The organism is Nocardia sp. NPDC059180 (assembly GCF_042754945.1).
Classification (GTDB): domain Bacteria; phylum Actinomycetota; class Actinomycetes; order Mycobacteriales; family Mycobacteriaceae; genus Nocardia.
Genome location: NZ_JBHZBU010000003.1, coordinates 422215 through 445965, shown reverse-complemented (window position 1 = coordinate 445965; position 23751 = coordinate 422215). Strand labels below are relative to the sequence as shown.

Genomic DNA, 23751 nt, shown 5'->3' with positions numbered 1-23751 from the left:
TCCCTTCCGACAACACAGCCCCTCACCCATCAGGCGTGGCTCACCTTAGCGTGTAAGAAACAAGGGAGCCGGGAAACATCGCCTCCGCCATGGGTTTAAGCTGGCCGCCGTGGTCGAACCCCAGCCGCCCGTCGCGCCCCATCCCGATATCGCCCCGCTGGCCCCTTTGCTCGGCACCTGGCGCGGTACCGGACACGGCGAGTACCCGACGATCGCGTCGTTCGACTACCTGGAGGAAATCCATTTCGGCCATATCGGCCGGCCATTCCTCACCTACCGGCAACGCACCCGCGCCGCCGACGACAACCGCCCGCTACATGCCGAAACCGGGTATCTGCGGTGCCCGCGACCGGATCGTGTCGAACTGATCCTGGCGCATCCGACGGGGATCACCGAAATATGCGAGGGCGGGCTCATCGTCTCCGACGGCGAAATTCGTTTCGAATTCGAGTCGACGAATATCGGGCTCAGCAGCACCGCGAAATCGGTGACCGCACTCGGCCGCTCGATTCGGCAATCCGGCGACGTCATCGACTACACGTTGCGGATGGCGGCCGTTGGCGAGCCACTGCAACACCATCTGGCAGCAACGCTGCGGCGCGCCTGACCTGCTCGGCACCCTCCTCGCTCGGATAACGGGAGGGTCACGAATCGGTCGTGGCTAGGGTCACGATTTCCGGTCGGATATACGGTCGGCCACATTCTTCTTGTCTCGGCCCGTAGTTAGCGCTTAGGTTGGCCTCAACAGCAAACATCCAGTCATTCTCTGGCGAATTCACTTGCCGCAACGAGGCTGCAGCACGAGCTCTTCCCGCACACCCTGATTCGAGGGAGCCGGCTATGAAGCGTTCTACCCTTGTCCTCATCACCGCCGGAATGATTTTGAGCGGCGCCGGCGTCGTCGAAATCATCGGCACCGACACCGCGGCTTCTGGTGGCGCCGTTCATCCGGCCGTCATCCGCGAGACCGAACCGGTGCGTGAATCCCCCGAGAGTTATCCGAACGCGACAGTCTTCGCAGGCCCCGCGGCCCAGCTCTTCTCCGCCACCTACCTCACCGCTGCCGTACAGCTGCGTTCGGCGTTGTCGGCAGCGGACCGACCTCTCAGTAGCCCGGCGGCAGCGCCGCGAACATATCCCGGGTGACGGCGACGGCGTGATCGGAGCTTCCGCCCTTCACCAGCAGCGTCGCGAATGCGAGATCACCGCGATAGCCGATGAACCATGAGTGTGAGCCGCCGTCGACCTCGGCCTCACCGGTCTTGCCGTGCACCTCGCCCTGGTCGGCGATCCGGCCTGCGGTGCCGCCGGTGACCACCTTGCGCATCATCATCCGCAGGCCGTCGATCACGGCCGGGTCGACGGCGGGCCGGTCACCGTCCACGGTGGTCTCGCGCCCCGCGATCAGATAGGGCACCGGCACGGAGCCGTGCGCGACCGTGGCGGCGACCAGCGCCATCGCGAACGGGCTGACCACGACGCGGCCCTGTCCGATTCCGTCCTCGGCACGCTGGACCTCATCGTCGGCGGATGGCACCGAACCCGACGCCGTCGGCAGCCCGGCCACCGTGTAGACCGGCCCGATCCCGAACGCGGCCGCCATATCGTGCAGCGCGTCCGCCGACAGCCCGCTGGCCAGCTTCGCGAACGTGGTGTTGCACGAGCGTTCATAGGCGGTCGCCATCGGCACGCTGCCCACGGTGAAGTGGTCGTAGTTGGGGATGGTTCGCTCACCGATCACGGTCTGGCTCGGGCACGGCAGCACGGTGTCGGGGGTAGCGAGGCCCTCGGTCATCGCCGCCGCCGCGGTGACGGTCTTGAAAATCGAACCAGGCGGATACTGGCCGATGGTCGCGACCGGGCCGTCGCGATCGGCGGCCTCGTTCTGCGCGACCGCGACGATCGCGCCGGTCGACGGCTCGATCACCACCATCATGGTCTGCTCCTTGCGCAGCGACACCGCGTACTGGGCGGCGTTCTGCACATTGCGGTCGACGCTGAGCGAGAACGACGGCGCGGGCTGCGCGGCCACCTCGGTCAGTACTCCGGTCTCGACGCCGTTGGCGTTCTCCAGAACCACACTCCAGCCCGCCTTGCCGTCGACCTCGTCGATCACCGTCTGCCTGACCTGCGTCATCAGATCGGGTGCGAAGCCGCGCTCGGTGGGCACCAGATCCCACTCCTGGGTCAGCGTCACCCCGGGCAGGCCGATGAGATCAATGCTGACCTGGTCGAATTCGAACTCGCTCAGCTTGGCGACGGTGTAGGCGCCCTGCGCACGGCGGGCCGCGTCGAGAATCGCCGATGCGGTCAGATCCTTGTCGAACCGGATCAGCGCGGCCGAGAGCGCACCGGCCACCGAGCCCGGGTCGGATGCGTCGGCGGCGCGGAAGCTCACCCTCGAGACCTTGCCGGGGATCAGCACGTCGCTGCCGGACTGTTCGTTGACTCTGGCGCGCGGTGCCGGTTCCGAACGCAGCGCCATCTCCTGGGTGTCGCCGAGTTCTGGATGGATGTTCGACGAGGTCCAGCGCACCATCCAGCGTCCGTCGGTGCGGGCCATCTGCAGTTTTCCTGAATAGGTCCACACCCGGTTCTTCGGCAGCACCCATTCGTAGGTGTAGTCGACAGTCGCGGTGTCACCGGTGACGCGGGCGGCGCCGGTATGCGCGGTCAACTGTTCGGCCTGCAACCCCGTCCATGCCGAAGTCAGTGCCGGCCTTGCCCGTTCGGGTTGACTGGTGTGCTCGGACGCGGATTCCACATCATGTCCGGCGAAAGCGCTGACGAAGGCGTCGGCGGCGGTGATCGGCCCCTGCGGGCCCGCCGCACAGCCCGTTGCGGCGACCGCGAGCGCGGCGACCGACAGCACGAGGAACAGGCGAATCGACATCGGACCGATGGTAACCGGCCATCGGCGGGCAAACACCTGTGGCGCACCGGAGTTCGGCGGCCGTCAGTCCAGCAGCACCGTAGTGAAGGTGGCGATCTGCCGGAAACCGACGCGGCGATAGGCCTTACGCGCGATCTCGTTGTAGTCGTTGACGTAGAGGCTGGCCGTGCGCCCGGAGGCCACCACCGCATTGGCCACCGCTGCGGTGCCCGCGGTGCCGACGCCGTTGCCGCGCCGGTCGGGATGCACCCATACGCCCTGGATCTGGCCGGTGCGGCGCGAGAGCGACCCCACTTCGGCCTTGTACACCACGCGGCCGTCCTCGAATCTGGCCCACGCGCGCCCGGATTCGATCAGGCCGGTGACCCGCCTGCGGTAGCCGCGACCACCGTCGCCCGCACGAGGGTCGACACCGACCTCTTCGATGAACATCGCGATCGCGGCCTGGAGGTAGCGGTCGATCTCGTCGACCCGCACCCGGCGCACCTGCGGATCGGGCGCAGCCGCGGCGGGCTCGTCCAGGGCGAGCAACGGTTGGTCGGCGCGCAGTTCGCGCGGGGGCCCCCACTGCTCGGCCAGCATCTCCCACAGCGGCATCGCCAGCTCCTGACGGCCGACGACCGATGAGCAGATGCGTGGCCAGCGGATGGCGCGGTCGGCGAAGGCGCGCAGCGAGCCCTGATCACCGAGCAGTGGGACCAGATTCACCCCGGAGAAGCACAGCGACTCGGCCGGCCCACCACGGCTCCACAGCTCACCTTGCCCGCCGCTGGTATCGATGCCGAATTCCTGTAACCGGGCCGCGACCATACAGCAGGCCACCGGATCGGCATCCAGCACTCGCAGGACCTGCGCCAGGTCCCGCTTGGCGAGCTGACGCGCGGGGAGGTTCTTCGCACGTCGCGTCGGCTCCAGCAGACTCCGCACGTCTCACAGCCTGCCATGAACCGGGGCGGCGCGCCCCGGGTATCCCGAAACCCCTGGTCCGGTGGGGCGTTCAACCGACGGTGACGACCGGATCCCCGGCGACGACATCCTCGCCCATCTCCTCGGCGATGCGCATGGCCTCTTCGATCAGGGTCTCCACGATCTGCGCCTCCGGCACGGTCTTGATGACCTCACCCTTGACGAAGATCTGCCCCTTCCCGTTTCCGGAGGCAACCCCGAGGTCGGCTTCGCGCGCCTCACCGGGGCCGTTGACCACACAACCCATCACGGCGACCCGCAGTGGCACCTCCATGCCCTCCAGCCCGGCGCTCACCTCGTTGGCGAGGGTGTAGACGTCGACCTGGGCACGGCCACACGAGGGGCAGGAGACGATCTCGAGCTTGCGCGGACGCAGGTTCAGCGACTGCAGGATCTGCCCGCCGACCTTGATCTCCTCCGCGGGCGGCGCCGACAGCGATACCCGAATGGTGTCGCCGATGCCCTCGCTCAGCAGCGCACCGAAGGCCACCGCCGACTTGATGGTGCCTTGGAACGCCGGGCCCGCCTCGGTCACGCCGAGGTGCAGCGGGTAGTCGCACTGGGCGGCCAGCTGCCGGTAGGCCTCCACCATGATCACCGGGTCGTTGTGCTTGACCGAGATCTTGATATCGCCGAAGCCGTGTTCCTCGAACAGGCCCGCCTCCCACAGCGCCGATTCGACCAGCGCCTCCGGGGTGGCCTTGCCGTACTTCTCCAGCATCCGTTTGTCGAGCGAGCCCGCGTTCACTCCGATGCGGATCGGGATACCGGCGGCACCGGCGGCCTTGGCGACTTCCTTGACCCGGCCGTCGAACTCCTTGATGTTGCCAGGGTTGACGCGCACCGCGGCGCATCCGGCGTCGATCGCGGCGAAGATGTAGCGCGGCTGGAAATGGATGTCGGCGATCACCGGGATCTGCGATTTCTTCGCGATCACCGGCAGCGCGTCGGCGTCTTCCTGGCGGGGACAGGCCACTCGCACGATGTCACAACCCGACGCGGTCAGCTCCGCGATCTGCTGCAAGGTCGCGTTGATGTCATGGGTCTTGGTGGTCGTCATCGACTGCACCGAGATCGGGTGATCGCTACCCACACCGACGTTGCCAACCATCAGCTGACGGGTCTTGCGGCGGGGAGCCAGCACGGCCGCGGGCGCGGGCGGCATCCCCAATCCGATTGTGGTGGTCACCTTCGGCTGCCTGCTTTCGTCTGGTTCGGGCCTTCTCGCCTGCGAGTCTAGTCGCGCAGATACGAGGTTCCCCTGTGACCACCGTGACAGGGCGACGGCCGTCACCCGACCATTCGGTGCGCTGGTCAGGGGAACAGTTCGATCGGGTTGACGATATCGGCGACCAGCGTCAACACCATGTACGCGCCGCCGATCACCACCGCCACGTAGGTCACCGGCAGCAATTTCAGGTAGTCGACCGGCGCGCCGGGCGCCAGCCCCTTCCATCCGCGGACGGTATTGCGGAATTTTTCGTAGAGCACCACCGCGATATGCCCGCCGTCGAGCGGGAGCAACGGCAGCAGGTTGAACGCACCGAGGAAGAAGTTCAGGCTGGCCAGCACCAGGATGAACAGGCCCCACAGGCCGCGTTCGGCGGTCTCTCCACCGATCTTGGAGGCGCCGTAGACGCTCACCGGAGTTTCCGGATCGCGCTCGCCGCCGGTCACCGCGGTCCACAGGTCGGCCACCTTGGCGGGCATCTGGGCCAGCGATTCGAAGGTGCGCACGAACATGTCACCGGTGAACGCGCCCGCGGCGGGGATGGCGGTCAGCACGTTGTATTTGACCGGTCCGTAGTAGTCGGAGCCGACGCCGACGGCGCTCACCTCACGACCGGGCCCACCATCGGACGGGTAGCGGGTAACAGTTTCGGGCGTGACCGGGATCGTCAGCGTCTGGCCGTCGCGCTCGACCGTGTAGGTGAACGGGCCGGTCTGGTTCTGGGTCTCGGCCTGGAATTCCCGCCAGGTCTCGACCTCGACACCGTTGACGGCGGTCACCACGTCGCCGCGCTGCAATCCGGCCCGTTGCGCGGGTCCGGTACCCGTGCAGTCGGCCAGGGTGCCGTCCGGCTTCTGCTGGGCGACACAGCTCATCTCGCCGAGAGCGGTGGCCGGTGGCTGGTCGAAACTCGGCAGGCCCCAACCGACGGCCAGTACCACCACCAGAAGGAAACCGAGCAGAAAGTTCATCGCGATGCCGCCGAACATGACGACAAGACGCTTCCAGGTGGCCTGCCGGTACATGGCCCGGTCCAGCTCCTCGGGCTCGAGCTCGTCGAGCGCGGTCATGCCCGCGATATCGCAGAAACCGCCCAGCGGTAGCGCCTTCAGGCCGTACTCGGTCTCGCCGCGCCGGAAGGAGAAGATACGCGGCCCGAAGCCGATGAAATACCGCCGCACTTTCATCCCGGTCGCCTGTGCGGCCCACATATGCCCGCACTCGTGTAGCGCGATCGAAATTGTGATGCCGAGGGCGAACAGCGCGAAACCGAACGCGAACACCATTTGCTCTACAGCCCTCCTGCGTTGCGCAGCTCGTCAATACCCGGCACGCACGCGTCCATGGTCGGCCGCGAGCACCCGTTCACAGTACCGGCAGCCGCGCGCGGCGACCGGTTGCGTCCGGCGCGGCTACGAGACAACCAGTTTCCTGGCGTATTCGCGCGCCCACGCGTCGGCGGCCAGCACCTCGTCCAGACTCGTCGGCTCGGCACGCCATTCGTCGGCGGCCGCGATCGCGAGCCCGACCGTGCGCACGATCTCCGGGAACTTGATGATGCCGTCCAGGAACGCCTGCACCGCCACCTCGTTGGCCGCGTTGTAGACCGCGGTCACGCAACCGCCTGCCGTCCCGGCCTGCCTTGCCAGCTCCACCGCGGGAAACACGTCGTTGTTCACCGGCTCGAACTCCCAGGTCGAGGCGGTGGAGAAGTCGCAAGCCGCCGCGGCACCGGGAACCCGGTCGGGCCAGCCGAGTGCCAGCGCGATCGGCAGTTTCATATCGGGCGGGCTGGCTTGCGCCAAAGTCGAACCGTCGGTGAAGGTGACCATCGAATGCACGATCGACTGCGGATGCACGGTGACGTCGATGCGGTCGTACGGAATGCCGAACAGCAGATGGGTTTCGATCAGTTCGAGGCCCTTGTTCACCAGTGACGCCGAGTTGAGCGTGTTCATCGGGCCCATGGACCAGGTCGGATGGGTTTTCGCCTCGGCGGGGTTCACCGCTTCCAGCATCTCGGTGCTCCAGCCGCGGAACGGGCCGCCGGAGGCGGTGAGAATCAGCCGGTCCACTTCCTCGGCGCGTCCGCCGCGCAGACATTGCGCCAGCGCCGAATGCTCGGAGTCCACCGGGACGATCTGCCCGGGCGTGGCGGCCTTCGTCACCAACGATCCGCCCGCGACAAGGGATTCCTTGTTCGCCAGTGCCAACCGCGCACCGGAGTGCAGGGTGGCAAGGGTCGGTTCGAGGCCGAGCGAGCCGACCAACGCGTTGAGCACCACATCGGCCTCTGTGCGGCGCACCAGTTCGGTCACCGCACCGGGCCCACCCAGCGCGACCCCGAGCCGCTGGGCCGCGGCAGGATCGGCGACCGCGACATTGCCGGTGCCGGTCGACGCCATCTGCGCGGCGAGCAGATCGGTATTGCCGCCACGCGCGGCCAGGCCGACGACTTCGAACTTGTCTGGGTTGGCGGCGATCACCTCCAGCGCCTGGGTTCCGATGGAACCGGTGCTGCCGAGCAGGAGAACTCTTACGACATCGGACACCCGCACATTCTTACGGACACCGCACCCTGCTGGCTACGACGGCCGGTCGTATGCCACGATATCGGGCAGTATCCGATTCTCGAGCTGAGGAGCGATCGTGGCCGCCACGGAACTCGAAACCACCACCAGTGAGCGCGCTGTCACCACTGTGGATCCCGCCGAGGTCCCGTCGGCCGCATGGGGTTGGAGCGGCGAGTCCAAGCGCACCTTCCGCATCGCGGGCTGGTTCGTCGTGCTCGCCCTGCTGGCGATGCTGTTCGAGGGACCGCAGGGCAGCTCGTCGGGCACCGGCAATGTCGGCTACATGTTCCTCGTCGGGTTCGCCGCGCTGCTGGCAGGCATCCTGATCCGGCAGAGCATCCTGGCCCGCAAGCCCCGCTAGGACCACCGAGACGACCGGCCCGTACTCCTGCGGGCCGGTCTTTTCATCAGCTCAGTTCTCCGCCGCCAACTGCCCGCAGGCCGCGGCGATCTCCTGGCCGCGGGTATCGCGGACCGTGCACGGCACGCCCTTGGCGTTGACCCGGCGCACGAATTCCTGCTCCACCGGCTTCGGGCTGGCATCCCATTTGCTTCCTGGAGTCGGGTTCAGCGGAATCACATTCACATGCACGCGCGAACCCAGCGCCTTGTGCAGCTTCTCCCCCAGCATGTCCGCCCGCCACGGCTGATCGTTGATATCGCGGATCAGGGCGTATTCCACCGAGACTCGGCGGCCGGTCTTATCGGCGTAATAGCGTGCGGCGTCGAGCACCTCGGCGACCGGCCAGCGGTTGTTCACCGGGACCAGGGTGTCGCGCAGCTCGTCATCGGGGGTGTGCAGCGATACCGCGAGCGTCACCGACAGGCCCTCGTCGGCCAGTTTGCGGATCGCAGGGGCGAGGCCCACCGTGGAGACGACGACATTGCGCTGGGAGATCCCCAAACCATCCGGTGCGGGCGCGGTGATGCGCCGGACCGCGTTCAATACCCGCTTGTAGTTGGCCAGCGGTTCGCCCATACCCATGAACACGATGTTCGACAGTCGGCCGGGTCCGCCTGCGACCTCACCGTCGCGCAGTGCGGCGGCCGCGGCGCGCACCTGATCGACGATCTCGGCCGTCGACAGGTTCCGGTTCAACCCGCCCTGCCCGGTCGCACAGAACGGGCAGGCCATGCCACAGCCCGCCTGGCTGGAAATGCACAGGGTGGCCCGATCCGGGTAGCGCATGAGCACGCTCTCGAGCAGCGTGCCGTCGCCTGCGCGCCACAGCGTCTTGCGGGTTTCGCCGCTGTCGCAGGCGACATGCTTGACCGGTGACAGCAGCGGCGGGAACAACGCCTCGGCGACCTTCGCGCGCATCGGCGCGGGCAGGTCGGTCATCTGCTCCGGATCGGCCTGCAGACGCCCGTAGTACTGGCGCGCGATCTGATCGGCGCGAAAGGCGGGCAGCCCGAGTTCGGCCATCGCGGCGCGCCGGCCGTCGGCGTCCAGATCGGCCAGGTGGCGCGGCGGCATGCCACGGCGCGGGGCATCGAAAACCAGGGGCAGGGAGACGGTCATAGTTTCTCCAGTGTCCCATCCCCCGGGCCGTCGCCCGCATCACATCCCCTCGACACCGTCAGACACCGCCGTCCAGCAGGAAATCCGTGCATGCGCGATAGCTTTCGGCAATGATCGATCTATGTCCACCCACGCCGCTGACCAGGTGCCGGAGCCGGAGCCCATTCCACGCACCGAACCTGGCACCGAACCGGTCACCACACCACGCACCCGCCGCACGCTGGAGAAGTCGAAGACGGGTTACACCTGGGTCGGCCTGGTCGTGGCCGCTCTGCTCGGTGTCGTGCTCTTGATCTTCATCCTGCAGAACCTGGAGCACGTCGAGGTCGATCTGCTGTTCTGGAGCTTCGGGCTGCCACTCGGAGTGTCGGTGCTGATGTCGGTCATCACCGGAGCGCTGGTCATGGCGCTGGTCGGCGGCGTGCGCATCATGCAGTTGCGCCGCGCCGCCAAACGCCCGTAACGGCGATCGCGCTCTGCGGCCTCACAGCAGAGTGCTGAGCACCAGCCACGAGACGAACGCCGAGGGCAGCATCGAATCGAGCCGGTCCATGATGCCGCCGTGCCCTGGCAGCAGCGCGCCCATGTCCTTGATGCCGAGTTCGCGCTTGATCTGGGATTCGATGAGATCGCCGATGGTCGCCACGAGCACCAGGCCGACGCCGAGCACCACGCCGACCATGGAATTGGCATCCAGCAGCAGCGTCACGGTGAGCAGACCACCGATCACGCTGAACACCAGCGAGCCGCAGAACCCCTCCCACGACTTCTTCGGACTGATCGAGGGCACCATCGGATGCCTGCCGAACAACACGCCCGCGACATAACCGCCGACATCGGAGCAGACGACCAAGATCATGAAGGTCAGGACCCGCAAGTTGCCGTCGGGTTCGAGCAGCAGCAACACAGCGAACGAGGCCAGCAGCGGAATCCACGCCAGGGTGAAGATCGCGATCGAGGTGTCGCGCAGGAAGTTTCGCGGTGCGGTCTGCAGGCCGTGATCGAACAGCCGCCACACCATGCAGACCAGCGCCGTCGCCGCGAACGCACCCGCAACACCCTCGGGCCCTAACGGCCAGCCCAGCCAGAACACGGCCTGACCGCCGACGATCAACGGGATCCGCGGCACGAGCACATCGGCCTCACGCAGCCGTTTGGCGACCTCCCAGGTCGCCACCGCGATCGCCGCACCGGCCACCCCGATGAACACCTTCGGCACGAACAGCAGGATCGCGATGAGCGAGAGCCCGAGACCGAGGCCGACGATCAACGCCGCGGGTAGGTTGCGCCCGGCCCGCGACTTGGGCGCGGCGGGCGCCTGCTCGGCCGGTTCACTCACGCTCGCCGGCGCGTCCGGTGTACCGGCGGCAGCGGCTTCGATGGTGCCGTCGTCGTCCGGTGCCTGCTGCCCCGCCGCACCGGCCGCAGCGGTGTTCTCGGCCACGATTGTCCCGTCGCTCAACTCGTCGTTTCCGTTTCGTCCCCCGCCCGGGCGGGCCCGCAAGATCTGGGTCAGACCTCGAGCAGTTCGGCTTCCTTGTGCTTGACCAGCTCATCGACCTGGCCGACATACCTGGCGGTGGTCTTGTCGAGCTCCTTCTCGGCCCGGCCGACCTCGTCCTCGCCCGCTTCGCCATCCTTCTGGATGCGCGAGAGTTCATCCATGGCCTTGCGGCGCACGTTGCGAATCGCGACCTTGGCGTCCTCACCCTTGGACTTGGCCTGCTTGACCATCTCGCGACGGCGTTCCTCGGTGAGCTGCGGAACCGAGATGCGCAGGATGTCACCGTTGTTGGTCGGGTTCACGCCGAGATCGGAGTTGCGGATCGCGGTCTCGATCGCACCCAGCTGCGCCTGCTCATAGGGCTTGATCACCACCATTCGCGGTTCCGGCACGGTGATACTCGACATCTGGGTGATGGGGGTAGGCGATCCGTAGTAGTCGACGACGACCCGGGAGAACATGCCCGGATTCGCGCGACCGGTGCGGATGGTGCCGAGATCGTCCTTCGCCACCGAGACGGCCTTCTCCATCTTCTCCTCGGCGTCGAAGAGCGCTTCTTCAATCACGACCGTTTCCTCCACAGCGTCGTCATCGTCATGATCCGCGGGCTCGCGGGGTCAGGAACGAACCAATGTGCCGATCTTCTCACCGGCGACAGCCCGGGCGATATTGCCCTTGGTCAACAAATTGAACACCAGCATCGGCATCTGATTGTCCATGCACAGGCTGAAGGCCGTGGCATCGGCGACCTTCAGATCGCGCTCGATCGCCGCTTTATGGGTGATCTCGGTGTACATCGTGGCGTCGGGGTCGACCCGCGGGTCCGCGGTGAAGACCCCGTCGACGGCCTTGGCCATCAACACCACATCGGCACCGATCTCCAGGGCCCGCTGCGCCGCGGTGGTGTCGGTGGAGAAGTACGGCATGCCCATACCGGCGCCGAAGATCACCACGCGCCCCTTCTCCAGATGACGCTTGGCCCGCAGCGGCAGATACGGCTCGGCGACCTGCCCCATCGTGATCGCGGTCTGCACCCGGGTGTCGATGCCCTGCTTCTGCAGGAAGTCCTGCAGCGCAAGGCTGTTCATCACGGTGCCGAGCATGCCCATGTAGTCCGAACGGGCCCGCTCCATACCGCGTTCCTCGAGTTCGGCGCCGCGGAAGAAGTTGCCGCCACCGATCACGACGGCCACCTGCACGCCGGTTTCGACGATCTCGGCGATCTGCTCGGCGACCGTCTGGACCACATCGGGATCGAGCCCCACTTTGCCGCCGCCGAACATCTCACCGCCGAGTTTCAGCAGTACCCGGCGAAATCCTGGGCGGTCGGTCCCCGGGTCGGTCATCGGTCTGGGTCTCCTTCGGCGATGGGCGTGTTCTCGACTGGCGCCGGCTCGATCGTCGAGCGCGGCGACATCAGGCATTCAGCAACTCAGAGCGTCCCTATCCTGCCTTATTCGGTTGGAGCGGCAGCAGAAGGCCCCCCGTCGACCGGATGATCGGTGCGACGAGGGGCCTGCTCGCTAGCTGTGCGAGGGCTTAGCCCGCACCGACCTCGAACCGCGCGAAGCGGGTCACGGTGACACCGGCCTCGTCCAGCAGGGCCTTGACGGTCTTCTTCGAATCGGTGACCGACGACTGCTCGAGCAGCACGACATCCTTGAAGAAGCCGTTGACGCGGCCCTCGGTGATCTTCGGCAGCGCGGCCTCGGGCTTGCCTTCCTCGCGAGCGGTCTGCTCGGCGATGCGGCGCTCGTTGTCCACGATGTCGGCGGGAACCTCGTCGCGGGTCACGTACTTGGCCTTGAGGGCAGCGACCTGCATGGCGGCGGCGCGCGCAGCTTCAGCAGCGGCGTCACCGGAACCGGTGTACTCGACCAGCACGCCGACGGCCGGCGGCAGGTCCGAGGCACGCTTGTGCAGGTAGGTGGCGACCGGGCCGTCGAGGGAGACGACGCGACGCAGCTCCAGCTTCTCGCCGATCTTGGCGGCCAGTTCCTGGGTCGCGGCGTCGACGGTCTTGCCACCCAGATCCAGGGCCTTCAGCGCCTCCAGGTCGGCAGGCTTGGCGGCCGCGGCAGCGGTCACGATCTGGTCGGCCAGCGTCTGGAACTCGGCGTTCTTGGCGACGAAGTCGGTCTCGGAGTTGATCTCGACCATGACGCCGTCCTTGGCGACGACGAGACCTTCGGCGGTGGTGCGCTCGGCACGCTTGCCGACGTCCTTGGCGCCCTTGATGCGCAGCAGCTCGACGGCCTTGTCGAAATCACCGTCGGTCTCGGCCAGCGCGTTCTTGCAGTCCATCATCCCGGAGCCGGTCAGCTCCCGGAGCCGCTTCACGTCAGCGGCGGTGTAGTTCGCCATCTGGGGCGAGCCTCCTTCGAAAAGGGTAGGTACCGGGCAGTGGTGGCCACGATGGCAGTGCCATGTGGCCACCACTGGAACAGCGGATTACGAAACTCAGGCCTCGGCCGGGGTCTCGGTCGGAGCGGCCTCGGCGGCGGGAGCCTCGGCCGGAGCCTCGACGGCGGGGGCCGCCTGCGACAGCAGCTCCTGCTCCCACTCGGCCAGCGGCTCGCCTGCGCCCGCCTCGGGCTTGTCGTCACCGGCGGCGCGGCCCGCACGGGCCTGCACACCCTCGGCGACGGCGGAGGCGACGACCTTGGTCAGCAGCGCGGCCGAACGGATCGCGTCGTCGTTACCCGGGATCGGGTAGTCGACCAGGTCGGGATCGCAGTTGGTGTCCAGGATCGCGATGACCGGGATGTTCAGCTTGCGCGCCTCGCCGACGGCGATGTGCTCCTTGTTGGTGTCGACGACCCAGATGGCCGAGGGCACCTTGGCCATGTCGCGGATACCACCGAGGGTGCGGTCCAGCTTGTTCATCTCACGCGTGAGCATGAGGATTTCCTTCTTGGTGCGACCCTCGAAGCCACCGGTCTGCTCCATGGCCTCGAGCTCCTTGAGGCGCTGCAGGCGCTTGTGCACGGTGGAGAAGTTGGTGAGCATGCCACCCAGCCAGCGCTGGTTGACATAGGGCATCCCGACGCGAGTCGCCTCGGCCGCGATCGACTCCTGGGCCTGCTTCTTGGTGCCGACGAAGAGAACGGTGCCACCGTGGGCGACGGTCTCCTTGACGAACTCGTAGGCCTTGTCGATGTAGGTCAGCGTCTGCTGCAGGTCGATGATGTAGATGCCGTTGCGGTCGGTGAAGATGAACCGCTTCATCTTCGGGTTCCAGCGACGGGTCTGGTGCCCGAAGTGCGCGCCGCTATCGAGCAGCTGCTTCATTGTTACGACAGCCATAGCTCCCGTATCTCTCTTTCGTTGCCGGTTGACGCAGCAAGCCGGCGGCCTGCTGCCCTGGCGCCCCGAACCGTCGGACCCGATCTGGCGATCGGGACCAGCCGACGATTCCCCGTCCATTGCTGCGCTGGCGCGACCGGGCACACTTCTTGCGAAGTGCGGCCGGATCGATCAGCGCCATACGAACGAGCACGGTGGCGCGCGGAGTCGGTCCATGGAAGACACAGACCGCCCGGACAGTCTACGGCGTGGACTCCCACCATTGAAATCGCACAGGTGAAAGGCGGTTTATCCACACCTGTTCGGGTTGTCCACACCCGACGAATCGGGGGTACTTCCCCGACACTGTCGGGGTCATCGTTGAGCCATGACACCTGCTGCCTGCCACTGCTCGATCGCCGCGTCTTCTCGCCCTGCTCGACCGCCTACCCGCTCGCTGGACGACACTGCCTCGCGGACCGGGCTCGATCGCACCGATCCGCACGGTTCCACACAGGCGCACCGGCCCGCCGGAGCGTGCGGCCGATACCCCGGATGGCCGGGCCAACGGCCGCGCGCAGGTGCGCGGGTGCTGCGACGGCTGGTGTCGGGCCTGCTGCCGTTGGGGCTGTTGGTGGGACTGTTGGTTGCGAACGTTCCGGACGGCGATGTAGCCGCCGTGCCTGCCAGCGTGGCCGGGTCGAGGTCGATCGTGACCGCCGAGGCGGTGGCCGGGGCGCCGGGAGCGCACCGGCAGCCGCGCGAGTGTGCGATCGGCAGCACCGGATCGGCCTGCGTGCTCGCACCGTTGCTGCGCGGGCTGGTGCGGACAGCGCCGCTGCCGCGCACTCCTTCCGGGTCCCGATGACTGCCGATGGGACGTGCTGGTGTTCGCGGGCGGCTCGGGTCGTGTGTGCTGGCCTGCGCGCTACTCGCGGGCGGGCCGGTTGCGGCGGCGGCGCCGGACACGCGGTTCGACTGGCCGTTGCGGCCGCGGCCCGCGGTCGAGAGACGGTTCGACAAGCCGGCGCAGGACTGGCTGCCCGGGCATCGCGGGGTGGATCTGGCGGGTTCGGCCGGACAGGCGGTGCTCGCGGCGGGCGACGGGATCGTCGTTTTCGCGGGTTCAGTGGCGGGCAAACCGGTGGTGTCGATCGACCATGCGGGCGGTTTGCGCACCACCTACGAACCGGTGACAGCCGAGGTACCGGTGGGGCGGCGGGTCGCGCGTGGCAGCCGAATCGGCGTGCTGGAGGCGGGGCACGAGGGCTGCACGGCCGCGGCCTGTTTGCATTGGGGTCTGCGACGCGAATCGGGCGGACGCCAGCGCCGCGAATATTTGGATCCACTCGGGCTGCTGCAGCTCGGCCCGCTGCGATTGAAGCCGGTGCAACCGCCGGGTGCTTCCCGACAACCCGTCCGCCGACCATGATCGAACCATGCAGAACGCGCCGCAGGATCCACCGTTCACCTACGCCGAGGTCGGTGCCACGAATGGCCCGCTTCCAGCCGACTACCACCACTTCACCCTGCGCCGCCGCATCGGCCACGGCCGGGCCCTGTTCGACCTGGCTGCCGACGCCATCAACGCCTACCGGATGCAACGCGGCACCGGCATCTTCGACTCGGCGAGCACGCCCACCGCCGAACCGGGCACCCTGCTCACGGTACGTCTCGGTGTCGGCCCACTGGCTATCACCGCACCGTGCCGCGTCGTCTACGTCCTCGACGAGCCGAACCGCCGCGGTTTCGCCTACGGCACGCTCCCCGGCCACCCGGAGTCCGGTGAGGAGCTGTTCGCGGTCGAATACGACGAGTCCGACGACAGCGTCTACGGCCTCGTCAGTGCGTTCTCGCGTAGCGCCAACTGGTACACGCGACTCGGCGGGCCCGCGGCCCGCATCGTCCAGCGCTTCATCGCAGGCAAGTACATCGACACACTCCCGCGCTCCGGCTAGTGCGCGACAGTCCGCGTTACCGCGCTGCCGCTGTCGTTCCGTCCAGGAGAGTCGACTCGGTCGAACATCGGTGCCGACGGAGAAGCCGCGCTACGGCGGCCGAGGCCGTTATCGCTGCGGTGCGTCGGTGTCATCGCGTGCCCGGGACCCGACGGGATGCTTGCGACCGGCACCGAGTCCGAATCTCCTGGCCCGCAGTGGCGGCCAGCGCGAGCAACGTCGCCGTCGACGTATCCGCGCAGACCATTACATGACCGGGTGGGTCACCCCGATCACCACTGCGACCAGGGCTGCCATCACGATCGACGCCAGCGCGAACCGGACTGCGCGTGCCCCGTGCTGATACCGGCCATGACGCAGTCCATGACTGCGCATCGTGCCAACGAACGCGAGGACCGCCGTGGCGAGTGCTGCGGCCAGCGGGGCCAGTGCGGTGAGCCGCCAGCCGTCGGAGACGGCGACGTTCAGGAACAACATCGTGACCACCGTCGCTGCCAGGGCGGTGCGGCGCCAGGCCAGCGCGGTGCGTTCGGCGGCGAGGCCGGTGGCCGTCATCGCAGCAGCACCGCCAGGCACGCGAGCAGCGCAGTGGCGGTGATGCCTGCCGACAGAACCGGGACCAGGACGGTCCCAGGCAGGGCGCGACCCTGCCGCATGGCGTCACCGACTCGTCGCCAGTGGGCGTAGGCACCGACCGCCAAGATCAGAGCAAGGGCCAGGCAGCACAGCACGATGGCACGCCGGAAACCGGCCAGGCGGAACGGTTCGACAAGGGTGTGCACCGCGACCCCGCCTGCAAGCAGTCCCAGCGAGGTACGCATCCAGGCGAGGAAGGTGCGTTCATTGGCGAGGGTGAAGCGGTAGTCGACGTCCTCTTCGCCGTCCTCGGATTCGGCGTCCGGATTCGGGAGAGTCATAGCGCTCGTGGGTGCGCCTGGTCGTGCACCTTCTTGAGTCGTTCGACGGAGACGTGGGTGTAGAGCTGGGTGGTGGCCATGCTGGCGTGGCCCAGTAGTTCCTGAACGACGCGCAGATCGGCGCCGCCTTCGAGGAAGTGAGTGGCGGCGGTGTGCCGCAGGCCGTGCGGGCCCACGTCGGGCGCGCCGGGAATGGCCGAGATCACCTCGTGCACTGCGGTTCTGGCTTGGCGCGGGTCGAGGCGGCGACCGCGACGACCCAGCAGTAAGGCGCGGCCGGATTCCGCGGTGGCGAAATCGGGGCGGCCGAAACGCAGCCAGTTGCCGATCGCGTCGTCGGCCGGGGCACCGAAGGGCGCCGAGCGCTCCTTGTTTCCCTTGCCGAGTACCCGCACCAAGCGGCGTTCTCGGTCCACATCGTCGATATCGAGACCGCACAACTCGCTGACCCGGATGCCGGTCGAGTAGAGCAGCTCCGCGATCAACCGATCACGCAGGGCCATCGGATCACGCTGCACTGCACCGGATTCCGCGGCGTCCATCGCCGCGGCGGCCTGCTGCTTCCCGAGCACCGCCGGCAGCACCCGGTGGGCTTTCGGCGCGCCGAGTCGAAGCCCCGGGTCAGCGCTCAGATGACCGTTCCTGGTGAGCCATGCGGTGAAGGTCCGAGCCGAGGACGACCGGCGCGCCATCGTCGTCCGCGCGGCGCCCGCAGCGGACTGTTCGGCGAGCCAGGATCGCAACAGCGCCAGATCCAGTTCCCGCACCGAGGAATCCGACGATCGCGCGACCAGATGCGTCAGCAACGATCGCGCGTCGCCGACATAGGCGCGCACGGTATGTGGCGAGCGGTTACTCCCGAGCCGCAGGGTGCGCCCGTATTCGGCCAGCAAAGCGTCCAGATCCTCGGGCAGCGCATCCACCACTCCACCGTCACCCGCGACACACGGGTTGGCAAGTCGGCGCGCCGCTTCCCCGCTCATGAACCGTTTTGCCTGATCAGTCCATCACCTACCGCGGTTCCGATGTCCCGACTGCGAAGATTGCCCGGTTCGATCAGTCGATTCATCGATGCTCACAGAAAGGGACAACCCGTGCGTCATATCGCAACTGTGTGTGCTGTCGCAGGAACACTGATCCTCAGTGCGGCAGGCACCGCCACCGGTGCCGAGGGAGTGCTCATCGTCAACGACACAGCCCATGAGAATCCCAGCGGCTGTCTTCCCGTCGCCGATCAGCCGTCACCGCTTCAGATCATGAATGACACCGGCTCGGTCGCCACGGTGCACTTGGAGGCCGGCTGCGCCGGTCCGATCACCGAGACAGTGGTCCCCGGTTCGGACATAGACGCATTCGGATCCTCCATCCGGATCGAGTGAGCGAAGCGCTCGCCGGATATCTCGACGAGCATGCAGCGGCGGTGTTCGCGGACAACAGAGTCCGGGACACCGCCGCCCGCCTTTCCCGGTTCGCGCCGGACCATCATCTGTGCGCGAGTGCGTCGCGTCAGCTGTGCACGGGTGCGTGAGGTCGTCCAGTCGTCCTCTCTCGTTCCAGGCTCAGGGCGGGCTCCGCCACAGCGCGACCCTCGGGGACGGCGGGCGACGAGCATCCCGACGTCAGGGCCGGAGTGCCGCCCCGTCGGCAGAACACAGCGCGAATCCACACCACGCTAGGTCGGCGGCGGATCGAATCCGACCCGAAACCACCCCTCTCCCCCGAGTCCGACCAGCCCCGCGAGTTCCAGCTCGGCGAGCACAGCTCGCACCGTAGGAATCGGTAGCGAGGCTTTGGTCGCAAGCTCGTGCGGAACGCGCGAGCCGGCCACCAGCAGGGCCGCGTAGACGAGCTGCTGCTCCCCTATGAGTCCATCGGCCGGATCGGCCACCACGGCGGTGGGCAGCGACAAACGCAGCGGCCCCGCTTCATCGATGACCTCTTCGGCGCCGGTCACCAACAGCGCCTCCCCCTCCCGGATCATGCGATGACAGCCGACGGAGGACGCGGAAGTGATGGGCCCGGGCACGGCGAGTGCCGGACGGCCGAGGCGCCGAGCCCATTTCACGGTGTTACGCGCGCCGCTGCGAAGCCCGGCTTCGACCACGAGCACACCGTCGGCCAGCGACGCCACCAGACGGTTGCGCGCCAGGAAATGATGCTTGCGTGCGGCAGTGCCTGGCGGATATTCGCTGACCACCAGCCCGGTTTCGGCGATCTGTGCCAGCAGGCGGTCATGCTGAGCCGGGTACGCCCTATCGACCCCGCAGGCCAGCACCGCGATCGTGGACCCGCCGACTGCCAGCGCCGCCCGGTGGGCCATGGCGTCGATACCGAAGGCGGCACCGGAGACGATGGTCCAGCCCTTGGCGGCGAGATCTCCCGCGATCTCCCCGGTGGCGCGGTCACCGTAACCACTGCTGCATCGCGCTCCGACCACGGCGAGCGCCCGTTCGCTGGCGCCGAGGAGCGAGAGCGGGCCGCGCACCCACAACACCAGCGGTACCGCGCCATCGGCGTCCCTGCCCGGCTCGAGCTGACTCAGCCCCAGGAGCCGCCACGCCGGCCATTCCGGGTCGTCGGGTGTGACGACGCGTCCACCGAGTAGCCGGATGCGCTCGATATCTTCCGCGGCCTGATCGAGGCCGCGTCGCGTCGCCGTGGCCGCTCGCAGTACCTGCGGCAACCTGCATTCCCGCACGGCGCGTGCCGCTTCCAACACTCCCACCGAATCGATCAACGCCGTCAATGCCGCGCACGGCCCCAGCACGACTCTCGACAGATACACCCACGCCAGTAGCCGCGCCTCGGCGTCATCGGCAACGCCGCCGCCCTCCGCCCGGGCCGAGATCTTGGCGGTCATTGCGCGCCTCGCTGCCGGAAGTTCAATGCCTGCATGACGTCCTTCGCATTCGGCACATCCCCACCACGCAGATCACAGATCGTCCACGCCACCCGGATGGCTCGGTCGGCTCCGCGCGCCGAGAGCCTGCCCATGCGCAGCCCGGCCTCCACCGGGGCCGTCACCTCCGACGGCAGCCGAAACCGCTGCCGCAGTATATGTCCGGGGACCTCCGCATTGGTGAGCCAGCCGAATTCCCGCCAGCGATGCGCGGCGGCACGGCGCGCGACGGTCACCCGCTCACGAACGGTGGCGCTGCTCTCGGATTCCTCGGCGCCGAAGGTGCCGCCCGCCATCCCGTACATCTGCACCCAGATATCGATCCGATCCATCAGCGGCCCCGACAGTTTGCCCAGGTATCGGCGACGGGCCAGCGGCGCACAGATGCAATCGACGTCGCGGGCGGGCGCACACGGGCAGGGATTGGCCGCCAGCATCAGCTGGAACCGCGCCGGATACCGGGCGACACCATCGCGGCGGGCGATACGCACCTCTCCCTCCTCGAGCGGGGTCCGCATGGCTTCCAGCACTTTGGCGCCGATCTCGGCGCATTCATCGAGGAACAGCACCCCGCGATGCGCTCGGCTGACCGCGCCGGGCCTGGCCGAGCCGGACCCGCCGCCGACCATCGCGGTGGCCGAGGTCGAGTGGTGCGGCGCGACGAACGGCGGCATCGTGATCAGCGGATGGTCGCCGGACAGTGTGCCCGCGACCGAATGGATCGCGGTGACCTCGAGCGCCTCGGCATCCGACAGCGGTGGTAGTAGTCCGGGAAGCCGCTGGGCCAGCATGGTTTTTCCGATGCCCGGTGGACCGGTCAGCAGGATGTGGTGTCCGCCTGCGGCCGCTACTTCCAGCGCCCAGCGCGCCTCGTGCTGGCCGACGACCTCGCTCAGATCGCCGACGGTGCGTGGCTGCTCGGGCAGCTCGCGATCCGGTTCGGTCAGAGTGGCTTCCCCGCGGAGCCAGGCCAGCGCACCGCGCAGACTCGCCGCACCGAGGACCTCGATGCCGTCCACCAGTCCCGCTTCGGGCAGAGCGGCCTCCGGCACGACCACGGTCGCCCAACCGGCCTTCCTGGCGGCGAGCACCGCAGGCAGGATGCCACGCACACGCCGGATTCGCCCGTCCAGCGCCAACTCCCCCAGCAGCACGGTGTGCGCCAGTTTGGTGGAGGGGATGGCGTCGGCCGCATCCATGACTGCCGCCGCGAGGGCCAGATCGTAGACGCTGCCCACTTTCGGCAGAGTCGCCGGCGACAACGCGAGGATGACGCGCCCATCCGGCCACTTCTCCCCGGAGTTTGCCACCGCCGCGCGTACCCGGTCGCGCGATTCCGACAGTGAGGTATCGGGCAATCCGACCAGATGCACCGACGGCAACCCCTGGCCGATATCGGCCTCGATCTCCACCAGTTGGCCGTCCACGCCGCTCACCGCGACCGAGCAGGCCCGCCCGAGCGCCATCAGAACACCGCTTTCAGGTGTTCGATCACGGGTTCGCGTTCCCGCGCGACGAGCACCGAGACCACGTCGAACCGGATGCGCTGCCATGGACCGTCCTGTTCGGACAACCACAGCAGCGCCAGCCTGCGTATCCGCTGCCGTTTGGTGAAGGTCACCGCCTCGGCCGGCGTGCCAAAGCCGAGACCGGCTCTGGTTTTGACCTCGACGAATGCGGTGATGTCGCCGTCGCGTCCGATCAGGTCCAGTTCGCCGTACCGGCAGCGCCAGTTACGGCAGACGATGTCCATGCCCGCGGCTTCCAGGAATCGTGCCGCCAGGTCTTCCCCGTGTGCGCCGAGCGCCAAGTTATGTGCCACCGGGTCAGCATGCGGGTGACGCAGGCTCGGCACAGTTGGCTCACCTGGGAAAACAGAATCCCTGTGGATAACCCGGCCTGTGGATAACTACGGCCCGCCGCTACTCCGGCAACCGCAGATCCGGCTTCTCCAGCTCCTCGATATTGACGTCCTTGAAGGTGATCACCCGGACGTGCTTGACGAAGCGGGCGGGCCGGTACATGTCCCAGACCCAGGCATCGCTCATCCTGACCTCGAAATACACCTCACCGTCGGCGTTCTGCGGGCGCAGTTCCACGGAATTCGCCAGGTAGAACCGGCGCTCGGTCTCCACCACGTACGAGAACTGGCCGACGATGTCCTTGTACTCCCGGTACAGGGACAGTTCCATCTCGGTTTCGTACTTCTCGAGGTCCTCGGCGCTCATCGGGTGGGACGTCCTCCTTCTCGCGGCATTGCGTGTGCTGACATCATCGCGTATGCAACGCGTCGGTAGCCAGTCGGTTCGACGTGACCTGATCCACGATTACCGTGCCGGAGGTCGCGACGACCTCATGCCGCACCGGCCTTCCGACCGCCCCCTGCGGCTCGTGCTCGCGCACATTGCGCCACGAACGCCGATGTTCGACACACGGTCCGAGCTGCTGTAACGCGGCATTGTGCTCGGGCGTGTTGTACCCCTTGTGCGCGGCGAACCCGTACCCGGGCAGCCGATGATCCAGCTCGACCATCATCCGGTCGCGGGTGACCTTGGCAAGCACGCTGGCCGCCGCGATACAGGCGGCGGTCGCGTCACCGCCAACGACCGGAAGCGAGGGACAGGGGATTCCCGGCACCCGGAAGCCGTCGGTGAGCACATAGCCCGGCGTACGGCCCAGGCCGGCGACGGCGCGGCGCATGCCTTCGAGGTTGGCGACATGGATACCGATCGCGTCGATCTCCCAGGCCGGGATCACCACCACATGCCAGGCCAGCGCCAGCCTGGTGATCACCGGGTACAGCGCCTCACGGGTCGCCTCGGTGAGCTTCTTCGAATCGTCGAGCCCGGCCAAGGCGTCGTGCGCCTTGGGCGCCAGCATGCACGCCGCGACCACCAGTGGCCCTGCGCTCGGTCCGCGACCGGCCTCGTCGACACCGGCGACGGGACCGAGGCCGCTGCGGATCAGGGCCGCTTCGAGGGTGCGCAGCCCGGCCGCTTTCCGCATGACCACACGCGGCGGCCAGCTCACCCGCTCCACGGTCGGCAGGCGACGCTGAGATCGAGGCATCGGCGTCACCGCCGGCCGGGTGTGGTTCTCGAATCGGTCAACGCACCCCACAGACCGATTATCGCGCGAACGCCCATCAGTTGGTCTGTGGGTCTTGCGCACGCACGGGGCCGATGCGCCCTGGCGGCCAGATCTTGAACACCGCTTTGCCCCTGACATTGTCCACCGGGACGGTGCCCTGCAGTTCATCGCCGACGTGCGCGCGTGAATCGGCGGATTCGTTGCGGTTGTCGCCCATCACCCACAGGTTGCCCTCAGGGACGGTAATCGGCCCGAACACCCGTCCGACGGGGTAGGAGGCGTTCTTCTGACCGGGGACCCACGGGAAGTCGTCCTCGACGTATGGCTCGTCCAGCGGTTTGCCGTCGACCAGGACCCGGCCCTGCTCATCGCAGCATTCGACCGTCTGACCGCCGACCGCGATCACCCGCTTGACCAGATCGTTCTCATCGGGCGGGACGAGTCCGAAGAAAGAGAAGAAGTTCTGCACACCGCGAACCACCGGGTTGTCCGAGCGGATGGAGCGGTAGTGGGTGTTCCAGGAGTCCGGGCCGACGAATACGACCACGTCACCGGGTTTCGGGTCGCCCCAGTAGTAGCTGAGTTTCTGCACATAGATGCGGTCACCGGTGCAGCCGGCGCAGCCGTGCAGGGTGGGTTCCATCGACTGCGACGGAATGACGTACGGGCGTCCGACAAAGGTCACCATCAGTGCGGCGATGACGGCCGCGATGACCAGCAGAATCGGCAGTTCCTGCCAGAAGGGCCGCTGTTTCTTGTCCTTGCGCCCGCGTCGGCCGCGCCGTGCGCGACGTCCCTGCGGTTGCCCGTCGTCTGCACCGGGAACGGTCACCGACCCACTTTCGTCTGCCACGCCGAACAGATTAGCCCGGCACCGCGAGAAAGCGTGCGGTGCCGGGCTATCCGGGAATTT

29 protein-coding genes are annotated in these 23751 nt (G+C 67.6%); 9 read left to right on the top strand and 20 right to left on the bottom strand.

The features are described 5' to 3' along the window. Positions 1 to 109: 109 nt before the first annotated feature. A complete protein-coding gene (locus ACFXNW_RS12495) occupies positions 110 to 607 on the top strand; it encodes a peroxynitrite isomerase (RefSeq protein ID WP_379417747.1) in 498 nt (165 codons plus the stop codon). A 233-nt stretch (positions 608 to 840) separates the two neighbouring features. Continuing rightward, the gene (locus ACFXNW_RS12490; RefSeq protein ID WP_379417746.1) at positions 841 to 1146 is read left to right on the top strand and encodes a hypothetical protein; all 306 of its coding nucleotides are present in this window, start codon (positions 841 to 843) and stop codon (positions 1144 to 1146) included. Here ACFXNW_RS12490 and ACFXNW_RS12485 read toward each other — a convergent pair. The 5 genes from ACFXNW_RS12485 to dxr all read right to left on the bottom strand — a co-directional run bounded on the left by ACFXNW_RS12485 (position 1106) and on the right by dxr (position 7642). After that, a complete protein-coding gene (locus ACFXNW_RS12485; RefSeq protein WP_379417745.1) occupies positions 1106 to 2893 on the bottom strand; it encodes a penicillin-binding transpeptidase domain-containing protein in 1788 nt (595 codons plus the stop codon). The genes ACFXNW_RS12490 and ACFXNW_RS12485 overlap by 41 nt on opposite strands. 63 nt (positions 2894 to 2956) lie before the next feature. After that, the gene (locus ACFXNW_RS12480) at positions 2957 to 3820 is read right to left on the bottom strand and encodes a GNAT family N-acetyltransferase (protein WP_379417744.1); all 864 of its coding nucleotides are present in this window, start codon (positions 3818 to 3820) and stop codon (positions 2957 to 2959) included. 70 nt (positions 3821 to 3890) lie between these two features. Beyond that, positions 3891 to 5048, bottom strand: a complete 1158-nt coding sequence (gene ispG, locus ACFXNW_RS12475) for a flavodoxin-dependent (E)-4-hydroxy-3-methylbut-2-enyl-diphosphate synthase (RefSeq protein ID WP_379417743.1) — start codon at positions 5046 to 5048, stop codon at positions 3891 to 3893. A gap of 125 nt (positions 5049 to 5173) precedes the next feature. Further along, entirely contained in the window at positions 5174 to 6376 is a 1203-nt protein-coding gene (locus ACFXNW_RS12470; protein ID WP_379417742.1) for a M50 family metallopeptidase, read from the bottom strand. A gap of 126 nt (positions 6377 to 6502) precedes the next feature. Further along, positions 6503 to 7642 (bottom strand): 1-deoxy-D-xylulose-5-phosphate reductoisomerase, encoded by a 1140-nt coding sequence (dxr, locus tag ACFXNW_RS12465; RefSeq protein ID WP_379417741.1) that lies wholly within the window; start codon positions 7640 to 7642, stop codon positions 6503 to 6505. Between the two features lie 97 nt (positions 7643 to 7739). Here dxr and ACFXNW_RS12460 point away from each other — a divergent pair, with 97 nt between their 5' ends. Next, on the top strand, positions 7740 to 8024 hold the full coding sequence (locus ACFXNW_RS12460) for a DUF2631 domain-containing protein (RefSeq protein WP_379417740.1): 285 nt from the start codon (positions 7740 to 7742) through the stop codon (positions 8022 to 8024). Between the two features lie 51 nt (positions 8025 to 8075). Here ACFXNW_RS12460 and rlmN read toward each other — a convergent pair whose 3' ends face one another. Next, entirely contained in the window at positions 8076 to 9185 is a 1110-nt protein-coding gene (rlmN, locus tag ACFXNW_RS12455; RefSeq protein ID WP_379417739.1) for a 23S rRNA (adenine(2503)-C(2))-methyltransferase RlmN, read from the bottom strand. A gap of 121 nt (positions 9186 to 9306) precedes the next feature. Between rlmN and ACFXNW_RS12450 the strand changes: the two genes are divergently transcribed. Continuing rightward, complete coding sequence (locus ACFXNW_RS12450; RefSeq protein ID WP_379417738.1) at positions 9307 to 9648, top strand: lipopolysaccharide assembly LapA domain-containing protein; 342 nt, start codon at positions 9307 to 9309, stop codon at positions 9646 to 9648. Between the two features lie 21 nt (positions 9649 to 9669). Here ACFXNW_RS12450 and ACFXNW_RS12445 read toward each other — a convergent pair whose 3' ends face one another. The 5 genes from ACFXNW_RS12445 to rpsB form a co-directional block, all read right to left on the bottom strand. Then, a complete protein-coding gene (locus ACFXNW_RS12445) occupies positions 9670 to 10647 on the bottom strand; it encodes a phosphatidate cytidylyltransferase (RefSeq protein ID WP_379417737.1) in 978 nt (325 codons plus the stop codon). A gap of 50 nt (positions 10648 to 10697) precedes the next feature. Continuing rightward, on the bottom strand, positions 10698 to 11255 hold the full coding sequence (gene frr / locus ACFXNW_RS12440) for a ribosome recycling factor (RefSeq protein WP_379417736.1): 558 nt from the start codon (positions 11253 to 11255) through the stop codon (positions 10698 to 10700). Between the two features lie 51 nt (positions 11256 to 11306). Beyond that, positions 11307 to 12035 carry a UMP kinase gene (pyrH, locus tag ACFXNW_RS12435; protein WP_379417735.1) on the bottom strand — a complete coding sequence of 243 codons (729 nt, stop codon included), beginning with the start codon at positions 12033 to 12035 and terminating at the stop codon, positions 11307 to 11309. 193 nt (positions 12036 to 12228) lie between these two features. Continuing rightward, entirely contained in the window at positions 12229 to 13053 is an 825-nt protein-coding gene (gene tsf / locus ACFXNW_RS12430; protein WP_379417734.1) for a translation elongation factor Ts, read from the bottom strand. A gap of 96 nt (positions 13054 to 13149) precedes the next feature. Then, on the bottom strand, positions 13150 to 13995 hold the full coding sequence (gene rpsB / locus ACFXNW_RS12425) for a 30S ribosomal protein S2 (protein ID WP_379417733.1): 846 nt from the start codon (positions 13993 to 13995) through the stop codon (positions 13150 to 13152). A 568-nt stretch (positions 13996 to 14563) separates the two neighbouring features. On the opposite strand from rpsB, the gene ACFXNW_RS12420 reads away from it, so the two are divergent. From ACFXNW_RS12420 to ACFXNW_RS12410, 3 genes are read left to right on the top strand one after another with little or no spacing between them, the layout of a single operon-like run. Then, on the top strand, positions 14564 to 14842 hold the full coding sequence (locus ACFXNW_RS12420; protein ID WP_379417732.1) for a hypothetical protein: 279 nt from the start codon (positions 14564 to 14566) through the stop codon (positions 14840 to 14842). 6 nt (positions 14843 to 14848) lie between these two features. Then, entirely contained in the window at positions 14849 to 15406 is a 558-nt protein-coding gene (locus tag ACFXNW_RS12415; RefSeq protein ID WP_379417731.1) for a M23 family metallopeptidase, read from the top strand. Positions 15407 to 15413: 7 nt separating this feature from the next. Then, positions 15414 to 15932: a DUF1990 family protein gene (locus ACFXNW_RS12410; RefSeq protein WP_379417730.1), complete on the top strand. Its 519-nt coding sequence runs from the start codon at positions 15414 to 15416 to the stop codon at positions 15930 to 15932. A gap of 246 nt (positions 15933 to 16178) precedes the next feature. Here ACFXNW_RS12410 and ACFXNW_RS12405 read toward each other — a convergent pair whose 3' ends face one another. From ACFXNW_RS12405 to ACFXNW_RS12395, 3 genes are read right to left on the bottom strand one after another with little or no spacing between them, the layout of a single operon-like run. Then, entirely contained in the window at positions 16179 to 16487 is a 309-nt protein-coding gene (locus tag ACFXNW_RS12405; protein ID WP_379417729.1) for a DUF202 domain-containing protein, read from the bottom strand. Further along, positions 16484 to 16849: a YidH family protein gene (locus ACFXNW_RS12400; RefSeq protein WP_379417728.1), complete on the bottom strand. Its 366-nt coding sequence runs from the start codon at positions 16847 to 16849 to the stop codon at positions 16484 to 16486. The genes ACFXNW_RS12405 and ACFXNW_RS12400 overlap by 4 nt, the downstream gene beginning before the upstream one ends. Continuing rightward, positions 16846 to 17832, bottom strand: a complete 987-nt coding sequence (locus ACFXNW_RS12395; protein ID WP_379417727.1) for a tyrosine recombinase XerC — start codon at positions 17830 to 17832, stop codon at positions 16846 to 16848. The genes ACFXNW_RS12400 and ACFXNW_RS12395 overlap by 4 nt, the downstream gene beginning before the upstream one ends. A gap of 129 nt (positions 17833 to 17961) precedes the next feature. On the opposite strand from ACFXNW_RS12395, the gene ACFXNW_RS12390 reads away from it, so the two are divergent. Both ACFXNW_RS12390 and ACFXNW_RS12385 read left to right on the top strand, forming a co-directional pair. Continuing rightward, positions 17962 to 18228 carry a hypothetical protein gene (locus tag ACFXNW_RS12390; protein ID WP_379417726.1) on the top strand — a complete coding sequence of 89 codons (267 nt, stop codon included), beginning with the start codon at positions 17962 to 17964 and terminating at the stop codon, positions 18226 to 18228. Further along, entirely contained in the window at positions 18225 to 18377 is a 153-nt protein-coding gene (locus ACFXNW_RS12385) for a hypothetical protein (RefSeq protein ID WP_379417725.1), read from the top strand. The genes ACFXNW_RS12390 and ACFXNW_RS12385 overlap by 4 nt, the downstream gene beginning before the upstream one ends. A gap of 144 nt (positions 18378 to 18521) precedes the next feature. Here ACFXNW_RS12385 and dprA read toward each other — a convergent pair whose 3' ends face one another. From dprA to lepB, 6 genes are all read right to left on the bottom strand, one after another. Then, positions 18522 to 19709, bottom strand: coding sequence for a DNA-processing protein DprA (gene dprA / locus ACFXNW_RS12380; protein WP_379417724.1), 1188 nt, complete (start codon positions 19707 to 19709; stop codon positions 18522 to 18524). After that, positions 19706 to 21214 carry a YifB family Mg chelatase-like AAA ATPase gene (locus tag ACFXNW_RS12375; RefSeq protein ID WP_379417723.1) on the bottom strand — a complete coding sequence of 503 codons (1509 nt, stop codon included), beginning with the start codon at positions 21212 to 21214 and terminating at the stop codon, positions 19706 to 19708. The genes dprA and ACFXNW_RS12375 overlap by 4 nt, the downstream gene beginning before the upstream one ends. After that, positions 21214 to 21570: a YraN family protein gene (locus ACFXNW_RS12370; RefSeq protein ID WP_379417722.1), complete on the bottom strand. Its 357-nt coding sequence runs from the start codon at positions 21568 to 21570 to the stop codon at positions 21214 to 21216. Before ACFXNW_RS12370 ends, ACFXNW_RS12375 begins: the two co-directional genes overlap by 1 nt. Before the next feature lie 100 nt (positions 21571 to 21670). Beyond that, positions 21671 to 21976, bottom strand: a complete 306-nt coding sequence (locus tag ACFXNW_RS12365) for a DUF2469 domain-containing protein (protein WP_011210678.1) — start codon at positions 21974 to 21976, stop codon at positions 21671 to 21673. Positions 21977 to 22019: 43 nt separating this feature from the next. Then, positions 22020 to 22817, bottom strand: a complete 798-nt coding sequence (locus ACFXNW_RS12360) for a ribonuclease HII (RefSeq protein WP_379417721.1) — start codon at positions 22815 to 22817, stop codon at positions 22020 to 22022. Positions 22818 to 22893: 76 nt separating this feature from the next. Continuing rightward, positions 22894 to 23691: a signal peptidase I gene (gene lepB / locus ACFXNW_RS12355; RefSeq protein WP_379417720.1), complete on the bottom strand. Its 798-nt coding sequence runs from the start codon at positions 23689 to 23691 to the stop codon at positions 22894 to 22896. Positions 23692 to 23751 lie beyond the last annotated feature (60 nt).

Bases quoted from the DNA above. Each gene is read 5' to 3' on its own strand.
- rlmN (WP_379417739.1), bottom strand. From the start codon at position 9,185: ATGACCGTCTCCCTGCCCCTGGTTTTCGATGCCCCGCGCCGTGGCATG.
- ACFXNW_RS12470 (WP_379417742.1), bottom strand. From the start codon at position 6,376: ATGGTGTTCGCGTTCGGTTTCGCGCTGTTCGCCCTCGGCATCACAATT.
- ACFXNW_RS12485 (WP_379417745.1), bottom strand. From the start codon at position 2,893: ATGTCGATTCGCCTGTTCCTCGTGCTGTCGGTCGCCGCGCTCGCGGTC.
- ACFXNW_RS12490 (WP_379417746.1), top strand. From the start codon at position 841: ATGAAGCGTTCTACCCTTGTCCTCATCACCGCCGGAATGATTTTGAGC.
- ACFXNW_RS12365 (WP_011210678.1), bottom strand. From the start codon at position 21,976: ATGAGCGCCGAGGACCTCGAGAAGTACGAAACCGAGATGGAACTGTCC.
- dprA (WP_379417724.1), bottom strand. From the start codon at position 19,709: ATGACCGCCAAGATCTCGGCCCGGGCGGAGGGCGGCGGCGTTGCCGAT.
- ACFXNW_RS12400 (WP_379417728.1), bottom strand. From the start codon at position 16,849: ATGACTCTCCCGAATCCGGACGCCGAATCCGAGGACGGCGAAGAGGAC.
- ACFXNW_RS12415 (WP_379417731.1), top strand. From the start codon at position 14,849: ATGGGACGTGCTGGTGTTCGCGGGCGGCTCGGGTCGTGTGTGCTGGCC.
- pyrH (WP_379417735.1), bottom strand. From the start codon at position 12,035: ATGACCGACCCGGGGACCGACCGCCCAGGATTTCGCCGGGTACTGCTG.
- ACFXNW_RS12375 (WP_379417723.1), bottom strand. From the start codon at position 21,214: ATGGCGCTCGGGCGGGCCTGCTCGGTCGCGGTGAGCGGCGTGGACGGC.
- ACFXNW_RS12360 (WP_379417721.1), bottom strand. From the start codon at position 22,817: ATGCCTCGATCTCAGCGTCGCCTGCCGACCGTGGAGCGGGTGAGCTGG.
- ACFXNW_RS12410 (WP_379417730.1), top strand. From the start codon at position 15,414: ATGCAGAACGCGCCGCAGGATCCACCGTTCACCTACGCCGAGGTCGGT.
- rpsB (WP_379417733.1), bottom strand. From the start codon at position 13,995: ATGGCTGTCGTAACAATGAAGCAGCTGCTCGATAGCGGCGCGCACTTC.
- ACFXNW_RS12395 (WP_379417727.1), bottom strand. From the start codon at position 17,832: ATGAGCGGGGAAGCGGCGCGCCGACTTGCCAACCCGTGTGTCGCGGGT.
- ACFXNW_RS12405 (WP_379417729.1), bottom strand. From the start codon at position 16,487: ATGACGGCCACCGGCCTCGCCGCCGAACGCACCGCGCTGGCCTGGCGC.
- tsf (WP_379417734.1), bottom strand. From the start codon at position 13,053: ATGGCGAACTACACCGCCGCTGACGTGAAGCGGCTCCGGGAGCTGACC.
- ACFXNW_RS12450 (WP_379417738.1), top strand. From the start codon at position 9,307: ATGTCCACCCACGCCGCTGACCAGGTGCCGGAGCCGGAGCCCATTCCA.